Genomic DNA, 16,229 nt, shown 5'->3' with positions numbered 1-16,229 from the left:
TATCGCGATTAGTCAGCAGCGCGGCGCAGAGCCGCAAAGAACATAGCATCGGTACCGTGCCGATGTGGCCACATTTGCACGGACTTTTCGTGCCCCACATCGCCCATATCCGGAATGAGCGCGTGTGCGTCTAGCTCCGTCGCGCCGAGCTCTCGCACCGCGCGGTCGACGATGCCACGAGTCTCGCGCAAGTCTGGCGAACACGTGGAATAAATGACCACTCCGCCTGGGCGCACCAGGTTTAAGGCCGAGGATAAAAGCTCAAATTGCAGCTGAGTAAGCTCGGCAATGTCGGACTCAGACTTGCGCCACCGCGCCTCGGGGCGGCGACGGAGCGCGCCGAGTCCGGAACACGGGGCATCGACAAGCACACGATCAAACCCCTGACCCACGTCCGGATTGCGTCCATCTGCCACATGAACGTCCACAGGTAAATCACTTACCGTTTTTTCAATCAGCGCCGCACGGTGGGGGGATACCTCCACCGCGTCCACGTGCGCGGAGTCGATGCGGGCAAGCGCACCCATTAAGGCCGCTTTACCGCCGGGACCGGCGCAGAGATCCAGCCACCGACCAGTGTCTTCGCCCTCCACCGGCGCTTCACATACCGCGCGGGCGATAAGCTGCGAGCCTTCATCTTGGACTGCAGCCAAACCCTGACGTACCGGCTCCAATTGGCCGGGATCGCCGGACTCCATATACACGGCGTAGGGGGAAAAGCGCCCTTCCTCATTGCCGGTCACAAGTGCTAATTCTTCGGCCGAGATTTCCCCGGGACGGGCCACCAGATGCACCGCAGGCCTATCGGAGTCCGCAGCCAGGGCGGCCTCTAGCTCGCCCAGCCCCAGCACACGACTAAACGATTCCGCGATCCAGGTGGGATGGGCATGTTTGAAGGCAATGCCGGCGATTTCTCCCTCCGGGGCAAGCTTGTCCAGCCACGCCTTGGCCGACGTGCGGGTAATGGTGCGCATAATGCCATTGGCAAAACCCTTGGCCTTGACCTCACCGCTGGCTTCCACCAAGCGCACGGTGGTATCAACCGCCGCATGGGCCTCCACGCGGGTATAGAGAACCTGATACGCGCCCAAGCGCAAGGCATCAACCACAGCTGGAGAAATGGCTTCGAGGCTGCGCGAGGAGCATTCTGCGATGACGGCATCTACTACGCCGAGGGTGCGGAGGGTGCCGTAGGTGATCTCGGTGGCAAAGGCGGCGTCTCGCCCGGTGAGCTTTTGCTTACGCAGTGCTGTGGGCAAGATGAGGTTGGCAAAGGCATCGTCATCGCTCACCCGACGCACGACGTCGAAAGCCACCGCACGCGGCGCGTCCACACCAGCGGTCAGTGCAGCCTGAATCAGACTGCCTTCCTGGCGCTTGCCGGAACGCTGACCAGAAGCATGAGCCTGTCGACCTCTGCGGTGGCCGTTACGTCCACCATGTTGCTGCTGGTGCGGGCGGCCACCACGGCCTTTCGCTCCACCGGATTTCCGGGGGTCCTGCGGCTTGCCTTCCGGCGACTTATCACCAGATTTACTACGGGAACGGAAACCACCACTCATTGGAACTTCACCTCGGCATCCTTGCCTAGTCCGCGGGCCCAGTCGGCCGCATTCATCATTTTCTTGCCTGGTGGCTGGATTTTACCCAGCTGGACCGGCTGCGTTGCGGTACCAACAAAAACGGCGTTCTTTGCAATGTAGAGCTGCCCAGGCTCTAAGTGCTCCGGTACCGCGGCTGCTGCCTCCACGGGGCTTACTGGTCCCACTTTTACCCGGGCCTCGTCCCACATGGTCCATGCGCCAGGACCTGGGGTGTGCGCACGAATATGCCGGTCGATGGCAAAGGCAGGCTGGGACCACTCCACGCGAGCTTGTGCGGTAGAGATTTTCGGGGCATAGGTGGCCTCGCCCTGCTGCGGTTGTGCCTCCAACTGACCCGCCGCTAGGCCATCCATGGTGGCGACGAGCAGATCGCCGCCGGAATAGGCAAGGCGAGTGAGCAGGTCATCGGCAGTATCGGTGGTGCGGATTTCCTCCGTCACGGTGCCCAGCACCGGACCGGTATCTAGGCCTTCTTCAATGCGGAACGTAGATGCGCCGGTAATCTCATCACCGGCAGCTATGGCAGCTTGTACCGGTGCCGCGCCACGCCATGCCGGGAGCAGGGAAAAATGCAGGTTCACCCAACCATGCTGCGGCAGCTCCAGCAGGTCCTTGGTGACCAGATTGCCATAAGCCACCACCGGAATTGCCTCGGGTTCGAGCTCCCGCAGGCGGGCACGCAGGGCCTGCCCGTCCTCCGTGTCTGGACGCAAGCTGCTAGGAGTTAGCACTTCGATGCCATGTTCTTGGGCTACTGCTTTCACCGGGCTGGGGTGAAGGCTACGGCCGCGGCCCTTCCTAGCATCTGGGCGGGTAATTACCGCCACCACCTCATGCGAGGAGGCAATTAGCTTTTCCAAGGCCACAACAGCGGGCTCAGGGGTACCGGCAAAAATAATCCGCATGCGGGAAACTCTCCTATTAATCTCGTTCAAACTACTAGGCTACAACGCCGTAGCGCTGCCGCCACAGTAAGCGGGCTATGAGGCGTTAAACCACTCGGATTCACGGATGGCGCGCATAACGTCTTTTCGGTCCACGGCATCGAGGCGCTGCAGGAAAAGCACTCCATCGAGATGGTCTGTTTCATGCTGGATGCACCGAGCCATCAGCCCCGCAGCCACCATGGATAAGGGGCGGCCCTCTATATCCTGACCGCTGACAAAGACGCGGTTGAAGCGGGTGGTTTGCGCGCTAATGCCGGGAATAGAAAGACATCCTTCCGGGCCTATTTGCTGCTGCGCGCCCAACGGCGTCCAGACGGGATTAACAATCGCGCCACGCAAGCCAGATTGGGTATGCGAGCAGTCATAGACAAAAATCCGTTTGAGTATGCCCACTTGATTGGCCGCCAGCCCTACTCCCCCAGCTTCGTCCATGGTCTCGAGCATACCGTTGGCCAAAATGCGCAGTCCGCGATCGAACGTGCTTACTTCTTCTGCGCGACTGCCCAGGACAGGGTCGCCGTAGATACGGATTCCGCGAAGAGACATGGCAATCACACCTTTCTGATGCGCCGAAATAAAGCCGGCCTGACAATGGAGGGTTTCCCCGTCGAGACTAGCGCATAAGCCCTAGCCACCCGATACGGCTAACCCACGTGGATAGGATCAACCACGATACGCAGTGGCAAGTCATCCTTGCGCGCGCTACGCGCCGCGTTTGCACTGCGCAAGGCGCGCCCTAATTGGGAACGAGGCCCCAGTGGGGTGCGGATCACCAGCCGCTGCGCGGGACCAAAGCGCTGGCTATCGTAGTCGCCGGGCAGGCTATGGCCCGGGGGAAGAGGAACTGGGCCCAAAACCTCCGCATGCTCAGGAAGATCCACATGCTCAGCAAAGCCATCCAGGGACGCATCCGCACCGTCAATGGCGGCAAAGTGCACCGCAGGTGGGAATCGTACTTCTCGCCGGGCAGCAAGCTCGGCTGCGGCCGCGCCAACCATATCCCAGCGCAAGAAATGCTGAACCACGTTAAGAGACTCATCGGCAGCTACAATTACCCGGCCGCCCTTGAAATGCGGCTGCACTAGCGTGGCCGCCTGCGCCCACTTCGATAACGTGTCTTCAGTAGCACGCAGATCTTGGCGGTTGAGCAATGCACCAGCGTCCAAGAGCAGCGCCGCACCGTAGGCGCCATCTCGTACATTCGGTTCGGCGCCAGGGGTGGCGATGACTAGGGCCGGCGCATTATCCACTGCCTCGAGGATCTTATTTCCGCCAGAGACCACTACCCGGGTATTAGGAAAGGCACGGCCCAATTCCTCCGCGGTGCGCTCTGAGCCTAAAACGATGGCGCGCAGGCGCGGGGATCCGCATTCACTGCAGCGATGGCGCGCCTCGATGCGACCGCACCAGCGGCAGGTGGGCATTCCTGTCTCCTCCGCGCCGCCCTTGCTTGGCGACGCCCCCGTCGGCGGCAGCCCCAATGGCCCGTTGCAGTGCCGGCAGCGCGCCGGCGCGCGGCATCGGCCGCAGGCCAAAATTGGTGCGTATCCCTTGCGCGGTACTTGCACCAATACCGGCTCTCCCCTATCCAGCGCCTGATGGGCGGCTTGGAAGGCCTGTGCCTGAACTGAAGTGGTGCCGCCTTCTAAATCGCGAGCAATCGATAGACCGAATGGGCCTACCGCCTCAATGGCTGGGCAACGCGCCCCGATCGTTTGTTCTTTGGCGACCACATCGTGCGCCCAGCCTGACTCCACGAGGAGCTGCGTTTCCGCAGTCCGCGAATGGTTTGCCAAGACCATGCTGCAACCTTCAAAAGCAGAACGGGTGGTTAGCACTTCCCTGGCATGGACATAAGGTTTGAGGTTATCTACCAAATTATCGTTGCCATCATCGAGGATAACCGCCAGCTGTAGATGTTTTACTGGGGCGAAGGCGGCGGACCTAGTACCAATTACGATGCGCGCCTGGCCTACCAGGGCTGATAGGTAGCGGCGGTAGCGGGCCTGCGGGCCCATACTATTAGTCAGCACTGTAATCTGCTTCGCCCCTAATACCTGTCGAAGGGCGGCTTCTACCGCATCAACGCTCTTCTGGTCCGGGGCAACTAAGAGCACCCCGCCTCCGTCTAACGCCACCTTGGCCGCGAGCGCAGCTAAGGCATGCGCCCAATCATCGCCCGGGGCGATTTGCCATGCGGCACGGGCGAGCTTGCCAGACAGGATTGAATCAACGAAAGCCTCACCATGCTCATAAGCAGACCACCCCGAAAGGTCAGGCTCGCTCGTGGTACCGAGCTCCTCCCACGGGGTTTCCAAATCGGATTCCTCCGCCTTTGCGTGCCTAGGTGGAATAGCAGAGCGGATAATATCTGAGCGCACTCCGCCATAGCGGTCCGCTAGGGCGTCGATAAGCCGGGCAAGCTGCGGCGGATACACCTGGAACGGTGAGATGATGCGCTCGATAAAGCGCAGGTTACCGCCAAATTCAGAATCATGCAGGCGCTCTAGCACTATCGCATCAACCAAGCGTCCATTAAAGCGGATGCGGACCTTAATGCCCGGCTGAACGTCCTCCGAATCTGCTTCTTCTACAAGGTAATCAAAACCCCGGTCAAGGTGCGCGACCCCTAAAAGAGGCAACACCCGCACAACCGGTTTCCGGGTGGCGGGTGTTTTCTTAGGCATAAGCCCCGATTCTACAGACCGGCGGCCGCGCGCAGTGCTTCTACTAGGTTCAACTGTTCCCATGGCAGCTCAACATCGGTACGGCCAAAGTGACCATAAGCCGCAGTCTGGGCATAAATGGGCCGTAGCAGGTCGAGTTCGCGGATAATCGCGGCTGGACGCAGGTCGAATACCTGATTTACCGCAGCCTGAATATTCGCATCGCTCAGGCCTTCCTTGGCAGTGCCGAACGTCTCCACGTACAAGCCCACCGGCTTAGCACGACCAATTGCGTAGGCAACCTGAACTTCGGCGCGATCCGCCAAACCAGCGGCGACGATATTCTTAGCCACCCAGCGCATTGCATAAGCAGCGGAGCGGTCTACCTTGCTGGGGTCCTTACCGGAGAAGGCGCCACCGCCGTGACGAGCCATACCACCGTAGGTATCGACGATGATCTTCCGGCCGGTAAGACCGGCATCACCCATGGGTCCACCGAGAATGAAAGACCCTGAAGGGTTGACCAACAACGTCGTGTCTTCGGTGTAGTACTTCTCCAAGCCCGCGTCCTTAATGACCCATTCAAGGACCTCGCTGCGCAATGGGCCCTCCAGCCAAGCGCTATCAACCTCAGTATCGTGCTGAGTAGAAATCACCACGGTATCTAGGTGGGAAGGCTCATTGTCATCGGTATAGGCGAAGGTCACCTGGGTCTTGCCATCCGGACGCAGGTGATCCACGATGCCCTCCTTGCGCACCTGCGTCAGGCGGCGAGAAAGCCGGTGTGCCAAGGCGATAGGCAGGGGCATATACTCGGCGGTCTCATTGGAGGCATAGCCGAACATCAAGCCCTGATCACCTGCACCAGCGGTGTCATTTTCCTCGTCATAGTCCTCGTCATGGGCGCGGGCTTCGGTGGAGTTATCTACGCCGGCGCCGATCTCCTGGGACTGCTCACCGATGGCAATATTGACACCGCAGGTATTGCCATCAAATCCCACCTCAGAGGAGGTAAAGCCAATGGACTTTAGGGTATCACGCACGAGCGCCGGGATTTCTACATATGCCTCGGTGCGTACCTCTCCCACCACGTGAACCTGACCGGTGGTAACCAACGTCTCAACGGCAACGCGGGATACGGGATCCTTTTCCAGCAGGGCATCGAGGATGGCGTCCGAGATGGCGTCACAAATCTTATCGGGATGGCCTTCCGTAACGGACTCGCTGGTAAAAAGACGAGTTGCCACTGCAGCGTTATCAGTCACAAAAACTTCCTTCGTTCTCACTGTTGATTCGATGCTGTGGGTTTTCTACGCCCAAGCCTAATACCTCGCAATCCTAGACCAAGCGGTCTATAAATGCAATTTTAGCTGTCTACACCCGAAACATTTCATTCACAGCCGCCAAAATCTGTGCGGCGACTACTTGTTTCGAGCCATGTTCCACCCGTTGCGGCGCGGAATCTGGCCGCAAAATCCATCCCTCATTCGACTTTTGGCCAAAGGTCTTGGCCCTACCGACCTCATTGGCCATAAGCACATCGCAGCCTTTGCGAACAAACTTTTCTTGGGCATATTCCAAGGCAGACTTGTGGGCGTCACCCGTTTCGGCGGCAAACCCCACAATCACACACTCCGCCGGAATCTCCGAGCGCTCTCGTGCGGCCACAAGCCCTTTGAGGACATCCGGGTTTTCTACCAAATGTAGGGCCGAGAGTGCGTCGTCTGCTTGCCCCTTCTTCATCTTTGACTCAGCTGCCTCCGCGGGGCGGAAATCAGAAACTGCGGCAGCCATAATGATCACGTCCGCATCACGGGCCTCTTCGTGCATCGCTTCCTCCAGTTCCCGGGTGGAAACAATGTGGCGCACCTTCGCACCGCTGGGGACAGGCAGCTGCGCAGTATTCCCAGCCACAAGGGTGACCTGAGCCCCCTTCTGGGCGGCCCATTCCGCGAGCGCGAATCCCTGCCTACCAGAAGATCGATTACCCAAGTACCGCACTGGGTCCAGTTCTTCCTGGGTGCCTCCCGCTGATATGACTACCCTTTTGTCTTGCCAGGTATGTTCAACCCGGTAACCAGCCAATTCGGTGCGCACTACCTCAACAATCTGCTCCGGCTCCGGAAGGCGACCAGGACCTGAGTCCTTGCCGGTCAAACGGCCATGGGCGGGCTCAATAACCGTAATACCGCGCCGCCGCAAAGTAGCGACGTTGTCTTGCGTGGCGGGATTGTGCCACATCTCTGTATGCATGGCCGGAGCAATGATGACCGGGCACGTCGCCACCAACACGGTCGCCGTAAGTAGATCATCAGCCCGACCGGCGGCCAGTCGCGCGATAAGATCGGCAGTTGCGGGTGCAATTACCACAGCATCCGCCCGCTGCCCAATGTTAACGTGCTGCACTTCATCCACAGCCTCAAAAACACTGGTGGAAACCGGGTGGCCAGACAGGGCTTCAAACGTTGCAGCGCCAACAAAGTTTAGTGCGGCTTCCGTAGGGACAACGCGCACATCATCGCCCGCCTCCTTGAGATTGCGCACGAGGTGGCACGCTTTGTAGGCGGCGATGCCGCCGGCAACGCCTACAACAATATTGCGAGAGCTATCTTTTTCAATCACACCGCACGATGGTACCTGGCGGCACAAAGAAAGGCCCCACCCGCCGCCCCGGGAAGGTGCACCCCTAGCCGGGGATACACGTCCGTGGCGACGCGTGGAGCCTACAAGCTATTGCACGCTTGTGCGCTAGCTACTTGCCTTCCTCGTGGTCCAGCAAGCCAGCGTCAATTTCGCGCAATGCGATGGACAAAGGCTTTTCGCCTGGCTCTGGAGTAACCAGTGGGCCTACGAATTCGAAGACACCTTCATCCTGCTCTTGGTAGTAGCTATTGATCTGGCGGGCGCGCTTAGCAGCGAAGATGACCAAAGCGTACTTAGAGGAAACCTTGTCCAAAAGCTCATCGATCGGGGGATCAGTAATGCCGATCGGATCATCAAATACTGGCTCCGCCTTTGCGGCTTCAGTGTTAGAAGGGGTGGTCACGTTAGTCACATGCACCTTTACATTGATTGAAGATGGTCAAAAAGGAGGTCTATGCCTGCAGGATATCACTGATGGCAGCCACTGCCTGGTCCAAATCCTCGTTAACAACGACGTGGTCGAACTCATCCTGTGCGGCTAGTTCCTCATGCGCAGTTTGCAACCTACGGTCAATGACGTCTTGCGGCTCGGTACCGCGGCCGGTGAGCCGCTCCACAAGCACGTCCCATGATGGGGGTGCCAAAAAGACCAAGTCTGCCTCCGGCAGTGCTTTCTTAACACTCCTAGCGCCCGCAAGATCAACCTCAACGAGCACTGGGCGTCCTGCGGCCAAAGCTTCCTCTACCGGCTGAGCAGGGGTTCCAGAGCGCTGCAATCCACCGTGAATATCAGCCCATTCGAGCATTTCCCCGGCGTCGATTCGCTGCTGGAAGGCTTCTGGGGTGACGAAGAAGTAGTCGACACCATCCTGCTCCCCGGGACGGGGCTGGCGCGTAGTCATCGACACGCTAAAGTACAGCCCCTCGACGTCACTGCGCAGACGCGAAACCACGGTGGATTTTCCCACTGCGGATGGCCCCGCCAGAACGACGAGGCGACCGCGTGCAGTTGCGTCAGCCATGGTTGTAACTATTCGCCGTAACCGAAACGCTCGAGGAGAGCACGACGCTGACGCTCACCCAAGCCGCGCAGACGACGGGTCTGAGCGATCTCCAGGTCCTCCATGATTTCCTTAGCCTTGACCTTGCCAACCTTCGGCAGAGCCTCGAGGAGTGCAGAAACCTTGGTCTTGCCGATGATCTCATCGGTCTCAGCCTTTTCGAGCACGTCCTTCAGGTCGGTCTCGCCGCGCTTGAGCGCAGCCTTGAGCTCAGCGCGAGCCTTACGGGCCTCAGCGGCCTTTGCGAGAGCTTCCTTGCGCTGCTCATCAGTCAACTTTGGAAGGGCCACGGGTTTCCTCCGATTCATTAGATTGATTCTGTTACGTCTAGTACTTGGTACCAGATTACGGTTGCCTAACGCAGTTTATACACCGCGGAAAGTTATCAATAACCTTCGGGCAAACCGACTTCTGGTAATCCTAGCACTGCTCATTGAACGGTGACGATTAGCGGGTCCAAAAGCACGCCTATTTTAGCACGTCACCGCACATACCTTAAACAAAGTACCAGGTAAGCAGCGCGGCCAGTAATCTGCCACGCCGCCCCTTTTAGTCCCGGAACTCCTGCGCCACGCGATTCACCGCTTTGCGCAGGTCAGCGACAGCAGGTCCTTGTTCCAATACTGCTCGGGACACGTTCGCGAATCCCAGCGATGGCCGAGCAGAGACAATGCTGTGCACCTGCTCTGGGCCAGCACCTTGGGCGCCAACGCCTGGCAGAAGAACCGGGCCATTGAGCGCATCCAGGCGAGGTGGATTGTCCAAAGTAGCCCCAACGACTACCCCGATGTCTCCCGGCTTGTCGGCCTTGTGCGCCGCTACATTGAGCGCGGCACATTCATCGACCACTCCTTGTGCGATGGTGCTCTCCTCGCCTACTGGGACGGCTTGGATGGCACGTGCCTCCGGGTTGGAGGTAGCCGCCAAGACGAATACGCCGCGGCCGGTTTCTTCGGCCTTGCTAAACACCGGGCCTAACGCACCAACGCCTAGATAGGGAGACACGGTCACCGAATCTGCGCGCAGGGGTGAGCTATCACCTAGCCAAGCATCTACGTAGCCGGCCATGGTCGAGCCAATATCGCCACGCTTGGCATCGGCCACGGTCAGGCATCCCACCTCGCGTAGGGACGCCAAGACGTCCTCGAGGACCGCAAACCCCTGGGAACCGAAGCGCTCGAAGAAGGCAACCTGCGGCTTTACCAAGGCAGCGGTATCGCTGAAGGCTTCTACGCAGCGCATGCTGAAGGTCCGCAGACCATCAGCGGTGGGCTCCAGTCCCCACTTTTCCAGCAGATACGGATGCGGGTCTATACCCACACAGAGGCGACCACGCGCCTGGCCCGCTGCCTCAAGCAGCTCACCAAATCCCTTAGTTTTGTGGGCCATGCTCAAGCTCCTGAAGCGCGCGTACCTGCAGGTTGCCAATGCGCATCGCTTCGATACCTTGGACGGCTGCGGTTACGCCCTGCACGGTGGTTACCAGCGGGATTTCCATGTGGACCGCGGCAGCGCGGATATCGTAACCGTCGTGGCGCGCGCCTGCAGAGCCCGCAGGGGTGTTGAGAATCCAGTCGATTTCACCGTTGAAGATCTTATCCACGATGGACTCTTCGCCTTCCTTAGCCTCAGAGACCTTGGCGGCAACCTCACATTCGATGCCATTGCGGCGCAGCATCTGCGCCGTACCGGCGGTAGCGACGATGTTGTAACCCATGTTCGCCAAGCGCTGGATCGGGAAAATCAAGGTGCGCTTGTCCCGGTTGGCGACGGATACGAAGATAGTGCCCTCCGTAGGCGGCACGGCGAAGGCAGCGATTTCGCCTTTGGCGTAGGCCGCACCGAAGTTGGTAGCCAAGCCCATAACCTCACCGGTGGACTTCATTTCCGGCGACAGCAGCGTATCGAGCAGGCTGCCATCGGTCCGGCGGAAGCGGTTAAACGGCAAGACCGCTTCTTTGACTGCGATCGGGTGCTCCAGCGGCAAGGAACCACCGTCATATTCAGAAGGAATCATGCCTTCGGCGCGCAGGTCCGCGATGGTAGAGCCCATCATGACGCGAGAAGCTGCCTTAGCTAGTGGAACGCCGGTCGCCTTGGAGACAAATGGCACGGTACGGGAAGCACGTGGGTTGGCCTCGATGACGTAGAGGATGTCGTCCTTCAGGGCGAACTGAACGTTCATCAGGCCCTTGACGCCAATACCCTCCGCTAGAAGTCGGGTGGAGGTGCGGACCTTTTCGATATCCTCTGGCCCCAGCGTCATAGGCGGCAGAGCACAGGAAGAGTCACCCGAGTGGATGCCGGCTTCCTCGATGTGCTCCATCACACCGCCCAAGTAGACCTCGTTGCCGTCGCAGAGTGCGTCGACGTCGATCTCGATGGCGGAGTCCAAGAAGCGGTCCACCAAGACCGGGTGGTCCGGGGAAAGCTCGGTAGCACGCTCGATGTAGTCTTCCAGCGCCTTTTCGTCGTAGACGATCTCCATTCCGCGGCCGCCCAGGACATAGGACGGGCGGACCAATACTGGGTAGCCGATAGAGGAGGCAACCTCGCGCGCCTCAGCAAAGGAGGTGGCGGTGCCATACTCTGGTGCTGCCAATTCGGCTTCGTCGAGGACCTTGCCAAACTCGCCGCGGTCCTCAGCGGAGTCAATAGCTGCTGGGCTGGTGCCAACAACTGGTACTCCTGCCTCCTCCAACCGGGCTGCAAGGCCCAGTGGAGTCTGGCCGCCAAGCTGAACAATGACGCCGGCAACATCACCGGAAGCAGCCTCCGCGTGGTAGACCTCCATAACGTCCTCGAAGGTCAACGGCTCGAAGTAGAGGCGGTCCGCGGTGTCATAGTCGGTAGAGACGGTCTCTGGGTTGCAGTTGACCATCACGGTCTCATAGCCCTGCTCGGATAGCTCGAGGGCGGCGTGCACGCAGGAGTAGTCAAATTCGATACCCTGACCGATGCGGTTCGGTCCGGAGCCCAGAATAATGACCTTACCCTTGGAGCCCTCCGGTGCGGGGCGAACCTCGGTCTCGGCTTCCGGATCAAGCTCATAGGAGCTGTAGTGGTATGGGGTCTGTGCCTCGAACTCGCCGGCACAGGTGTCAACGGTCTTGTAGACAGGGCGGATACCCATGCGCCAGCGCAGGCTGCGTACGCCATCTTCGCCGTTGAATTCGGGGCGGAGGGCGGCAATCTGGGCGTCGGAAAGCCCAAAGACCTTGACCTCGCGCAGCAGCTCCTCGGTGAGCACTGGGGCATCGATAAGCTCCTGGCGGAAGGCGACCAACGTGGCCAGCTCAGCGATGAACCACGGGTCTACGCCGGAAGCCTCATGGACCTCGTCCACCGAGGCGCCGAGGCGCAGGGCCAATTCGATGTCGTACATGCGGCCCTCGGTCGGGCGCTCTAGATCCTTGAGTACCGCCTTGAGGTCACCAGCGCGCTCGCCGGCGAAGTACTCATCTGGCTTGGTCCAGAAGCCATTGGGCTTGTTTTCCAAAGAACGCATGACCTTATTGAGGCCCGCGATGTAGTTGCGGCCAATTCCCATGGCCTCGCCCACGGACTTCATGGTGGTCGTCAATGTATCGTCTGCGCCTGGGAACTTCTCAAAGGCAAAGCGCGGGGCCTTGACAATGACGTAGTCCAAGGTGGGCTCGAATGCGGCCTTGGTTTCGCCGGTGATGTCGTTTTGTACCTCATCCAAGGTGTAGCCGATGGCGAGCTTGGCAGCCAGCTTGGCAATGGGGAAACCGGTGGCCTTGGACGCCAGCGCGGAGGAACGAGACACGCGCGGGTTCATCTCGATGACGATAATGCGGCCATCATCCGGGTTGACGGCGAACTGGATATTGCAGCCGCCGGTATCGACGCCGACCTCACGGATAATCGCGATACCAAGGTCGCGCATCTTCTGGAACTCACGGTCGGTCAGGGTCAGCGCTGGGGCAACCGTAACGGAATCTCCGGTGTGCACGCCGAGGGCGTCAACGTTTTCGATGGAGGCCACGACCACGACGTTGTCGTCGCCATCGCGCATGAGCTCGAGCTCGTATTCCTTCCAGCCGAGAATAGACTCCTCAATAAGCACGTTGGCCTCAGGGGACGCGGCCAGGCCGCCGCCGGCAATGCGGTCTAGGTCCTCATTATTGAAGGCCAGACCTGAGCCCAAACCACCCATGGTAAAGGAGGGGCGGACCACTACAGGCAGGCCGAGCTTGTCGACGGTCTCGTGTACCTCATCCATGTTGTGGCATACCGCGGAGCGAGCGGACTCGCCGCCAATGGAGGCGACAATATCCTTGAATTTCTGGCGGTCTTCGCCGCGCTCAATGGCGTCAATATCGGCGCCGATGAGCTCAATGCCGTACTTGTCCAGAATCCCCTTGCGGTCCAACTGAACCGCCGCATTCAGCGCGGTCTGACCGCCCAGGGTGGCCAGCACGGCGTCAATGGGGTGGCCCTCTTCTTGCTCTTTGACCAGAATCTTTTCGATGTAGTCCGGCTCAATGGGCTCGACGTAGGTGTGGTTCGCGAACTCGGGGTCCGTCATGATGGTGGCCGGGTTGGAGTTGACCAGGGTCACCCTCAAGCCTTCCTCCTTGAGCACGCGGCAGGCCTGCGTGCCGGAATAGTCAAACTCGCAGGCCTGGCCGATGACGATAGGGCCGGAGCCGATGACCAGGACGTGGTTGATGTCGTTGCGCTTTGGCATAGTTTTTCTTCCTTTTCCTGGTTGTTTACTTATTCGGGGTGTGGTTAGCCATCAGTTCTTCGAACTGATCAAAAAGCGGGTTGGCATCGTGCGGTCCAGCTGCGGACTCGGGGTGATATTGCACCGAGTAGGCCATGCCGTTCTTCAAGGCAACGCCCTCCACCGTGTCATCATTCAGGCAGATGTGGGTAACCTGCGCGGGACCGAAGTCGGTATCAAACTCGGCGTCTTTGGCCGCTAGGTCATAGCCCTCCGGCGCCTTGAGCGCGAAGCCGTGATTCTGCGAGGTGATATCGATCTTGCCGGTTAAGTTATTGCGCACTGGAACGTTGATGCCGCGGTGGCCGAACTTCATCTTGTAGGTATCCAGGCCCAACGCGCGCCCAAGGAGCTGGTTTCCAAAGCAGATGCCGAAGAACGGAATCTTTGCCTCAAGCACCTGCTTGATGATGCCCACCATCTCATCGGCCGTAGCCGGGTCGCCCGGGCCATTGGAGACGAAGACGCCATCCGGGCTATAGGACTTCACCTTGTCAAAGGAGGTATCTGCAGGCACAACGATGGTCTCAATCCCGCGCTGGGAGAAGTGGCGCGGGGTCGCGGTCTTCACACCCATATCGAAGGCAACGACGGTGTACTTCTTCTCCCCCACGGCCTCAACCGTGTAGGGCTCATCCGTAGATACCTCCGCGGCGAGGTCAGCGCCCTCCATGGAGTCCTGGGACTTAACTTTCTCTAGCAGCTCCTCTACTGGACGCTGCGCATCCTCGCCGGAAAAGAGTCCGGCGGCGATAGAGCCGTAGTTGCGCAGGTGGCGTACCAAGGTGCGGGTATCGATGCCGCGAATACCGATGACGCCTTGCTTTTCCATCTCCTCGCTCAAGCTGCGCTCTGCGCGCCAGTTGGATACGCGCTGGGCGAGGTCGCGGATAACGAGGCCAGGAACCCAAATACGGTTGCCGTGGGACTCATTGTCTTCGTCATTCCACCCGGTATTGCCAATATGCGGCGCTGCGGAAACCACAATCTGGCGGTGGTAGGACGGGTCCGTCATGGTTTCCTGGTAGCCGGTCATCGCCGTGGTGAATACGGCCTCACCCAAGGTGGTGCCGGTGGCACCAAAGCCATAACCGCGGAAGGTGCGCCCGTCCGCGAGAACGAGGATTGCTGGGGTTCTATCAGTCACGTCGTGGCCTTTCTCTGCCATATAGGTGGTCTCAGTGTGCAAGGTTAGTCTTCTTCGGAGGCTGCCAAGTCAAAAGTGACGGCTCCTCGCAAAATGGTGTGGGTAACGCGGGCGCCGAACTCTTCACCTGCATACGGGTTGTTTTCGGACTTGGATGCCAGCTTGGAGGAATCAGACACCCAGTGGTGGGCTGGGTCCACAATGGTCAAATTCGCGGGCTCGCCTTCTGCGATGGGGCGACCGTGACCCGGCAGGCGGGTGATTTCCGCCGGGCGCTCGGACATGACGCGGGCGACAAAACGCCAATCGGCCAGTCCGGTCTCAACGAAGATTTTGGCGATAACGGCCAGGGAAGATTCCAGGCCCAGCATGCCTGGTCGGGCATTTTCAAACTCCACGCACTTGTCTTCGGAGCCGTGCGGGGCATGGTCAGTGGCCACGCAGTCGATGGTGCCGTCGAGCAGCGCCTGGCGCAGGGCTTCGGTATCGCGCTTCTCGCGCAACGGCGGGTTAACGCGGAAGAGGCCATCGTAGGTGCGCAGCTTATCGTCAGTCATCAACAGGTGGTGCGGGGTGACCTCAGCGGTCAGCGGGATTTCCTGCTCCTTGGCCCACTTGAGCAGCTCCACGGTTCCCTGAGTGGATGCGTGACAAATGTGCACGCGATTGCCATAGTCGCGCGCCAAGAGTGCATCGCGGGCCACGATGGATTCTTCCGCCACGCGCGGCCAGCCGCGCAGGCCTAGCTTGGCTGCGGTCTCGCCTTCGTGCGCCGAAGCACCGCCGGTCATGCGGTCATCCTCGGCGTGCTGAGCCAGCAGTACATCCATACCCTTGGCGTACTCCAAGGCGCGACGCATCAGCTGCGGGTCCTGGACGCACTTGCCATCATCGGAGAACATGCGGACCTTGGCATCCGAGCGGGCCATCATGCCGAACTCGGTAAGGGTCTTGCCCTCCAGGCCCTTGGTAATAGAGCCCACTGGGTGGACGTCGCACAGCGCTAAGGCCTGGGATTTAGCCCACACGGATTCCGCGATGATCGGCTGATCGGTCACCGGGTTGGTATTGGCCATAGTAAACACGGCGGTGAAACCACCCTTAGCGGCAGCCTTGGAGCCGGTCTCGATGGTTTCGGTGTCCTCACGGCCGGGCTCGCGCAGGTGCACGTGCATATCTACGAGCCCCGGTAGAAGAACGTTGCCCTCGCCGTTGATGACCTTAGCGTCTTGTGCCGCAACGTCACCGCCAATGGCTGAAACAACGCCATCTTTAACCAGCACATTGGTGGGCTCGCCTTCGCCATACAAGCGCACATTCTGGATGAGGAGCGGGGTGTCCGCCGGCGCGGAAAGGCGACCGGTTTCTGGGTAAGTAGTCATTTTCTCTCCCTAAGGTTGATTGCGGG

General features: G+C 59.7%; 13 protein-coding genes. All 13 read right to left on the bottom strand.

Translation table 11 applies throughout. From position 1 onward, the window contains the following. Nucleotides 1-8: 8 nt before the first annotated feature. Nucleotides 9-1,562 (bottom strand): RsmB/NOP family class I SAM-dependent RNA methyltransferase, encoded by a 1,554-nt coding sequence (locus WMP97_RS09975; RefSeq protein WP_340440427.1) that lies wholly within the window; start codon nt 1,560-1,562, stop codon nt 9-11. Beyond that, a complete protein-coding gene (fmt, locus tag WMP97_RS09970; RefSeq protein WP_023021483.1) occupies nt 1,559-2,509 on the bottom strand; it encodes a methionyl-tRNA formyltransferase in 951 nt (316 codons plus the stop codon). The genes WMP97_RS09975 and fmt overlap by 4 nt, the downstream gene beginning before the upstream one ends. A 75-nt stretch (nt 2,510-2,584) precedes the next feature. Next, nucleotides 2,585-3,097, bottom strand: coding sequence for a peptide deformylase (gene def, locus WMP97_RS09965; RefSeq protein ID WP_023021482.1), 513 nt, complete (start codon nt 3,095-3,097; stop codon nt 2,585-2,587). Nucleotides 3,098-3,195: 98 nt separating this feature from the next. Beyond that, entirely contained in the window at nt 3,196-5,238 is a 2,043-nt protein-coding gene (locus WMP97_RS09960) for a primosomal protein N' (RefSeq protein ID WP_340440426.1), read from the bottom strand. 11 nt (nt 5,239-5,249) lie between these two features. Further along, nucleotides 5,250-6,482: a methionine adenosyltransferase gene (gene metK / locus WMP97_RS09955; protein WP_340440425.1), complete on the bottom strand. Its 1,233-nt coding sequence runs from the start codon at nt 6,480-6,482 to the stop codon at nt 5,250-5,252. 109 nt (nt 6,483-6,591) lie between these two features. Beyond that, entirely contained in the window at nt 6,592-7,839 is a 1,248-nt protein-coding gene (gene coaBC / locus WMP97_RS09950; protein ID WP_340440423.1) for a bifunctional phosphopantothenoylcysteine decarboxylase/phosphopantothenate--cysteine ligase CoaBC, read from the bottom strand. A gap of 130 nt (nt 7,840-7,969) precedes the next feature. Continuing rightward, nucleotides 7,970-8,272, bottom strand: a complete 303-nt coding sequence (gene rpoZ, locus WMP97_RS09945; RefSeq protein ID WP_005324891.1) for a DNA-directed RNA polymerase subunit omega — start codon at nt 8,270-8,272, stop codon at nt 7,970-7,972. Nucleotides 8,273-8,312: 40 nt separating this feature from the next. Further along, nucleotides 8,313-8,882 carry a guanylate kinase gene (gene gmk, locus WMP97_RS09940; RefSeq protein WP_023021478.1) on the bottom strand — a complete coding sequence of 190 codons (570 nt, stop codon included), beginning with the start codon at nt 8,880-8,882 and terminating at the stop codon, nt 8,313-8,315. An 8-nt stretch (nt 8,883-8,890) separates the two neighbouring features. Next, on the bottom strand, nt 8,891-9,211 hold the full coding sequence (mihF, locus tag WMP97_RS09935; protein ID WP_005328460.1) for an integration host factor, actinobacterial type: 321 nt from the start codon (nt 9,209-9,211) through the stop codon (nt 8,891-8,893). A 259-nt stretch (nt 9,212-9,470) separates the two neighbouring features. Continuing rightward, a complete protein-coding gene (gene pyrF, locus WMP97_RS09930) occupies nt 9,471-10,310 on the bottom strand; it encodes an orotidine-5'-phosphate decarboxylase (RefSeq protein ID WP_340440422.1) in 840 nt (279 codons plus the stop codon). Beyond that, entirely contained in the window at nt 10,294-13,635 is a 3,342-nt protein-coding gene (gene carB / locus WMP97_RS09925; RefSeq protein ID WP_340440421.1) for a carbamoyl-phosphate synthase large subunit, read from the bottom strand. The genes pyrF and carB overlap by 17 nt, the downstream gene beginning before the upstream one ends. Nucleotides 13,636-13,660: 25 nt before the next feature. After that, nucleotides 13,661-14,842 carry a glutamine-hydrolyzing carbamoyl-phosphate synthase small subunit gene (gene carA, locus WMP97_RS09920; protein ID WP_340440445.1) on the bottom strand — a complete coding sequence of 394 codons (1,182 nt, stop codon included), beginning with the start codon at nt 14,840-14,842 and terminating at the stop codon, nt 13,661-13,663. Between the two features lie 23 nt (nt 14,843-14,865). After that, nucleotides 14,866-16,203: a dihydroorotase gene (locus tag WMP97_RS09915; RefSeq protein WP_340440420.1), complete on the bottom strand. Its 1,338-nt coding sequence runs from the start codon at nt 16,201-16,203 to the stop codon at nt 14,866-14,868. Nucleotides 16,204-16,229 lie beyond the last annotated feature (26 nt).

The organism is Corynebacterium sp. KPL4072 (assembly GCF_037908395.1).
Lineage (GTDB): Bacteria > Actinomycetota > Actinomycetes > Mycobacteriales > Mycobacteriaceae > Corynebacterium > Corynebacterium kefirresidentii.
Note: the sequence above shows the minus strand (reverse complement) of the source record. Positions and strands in the feature narration are given on the sequence as shown.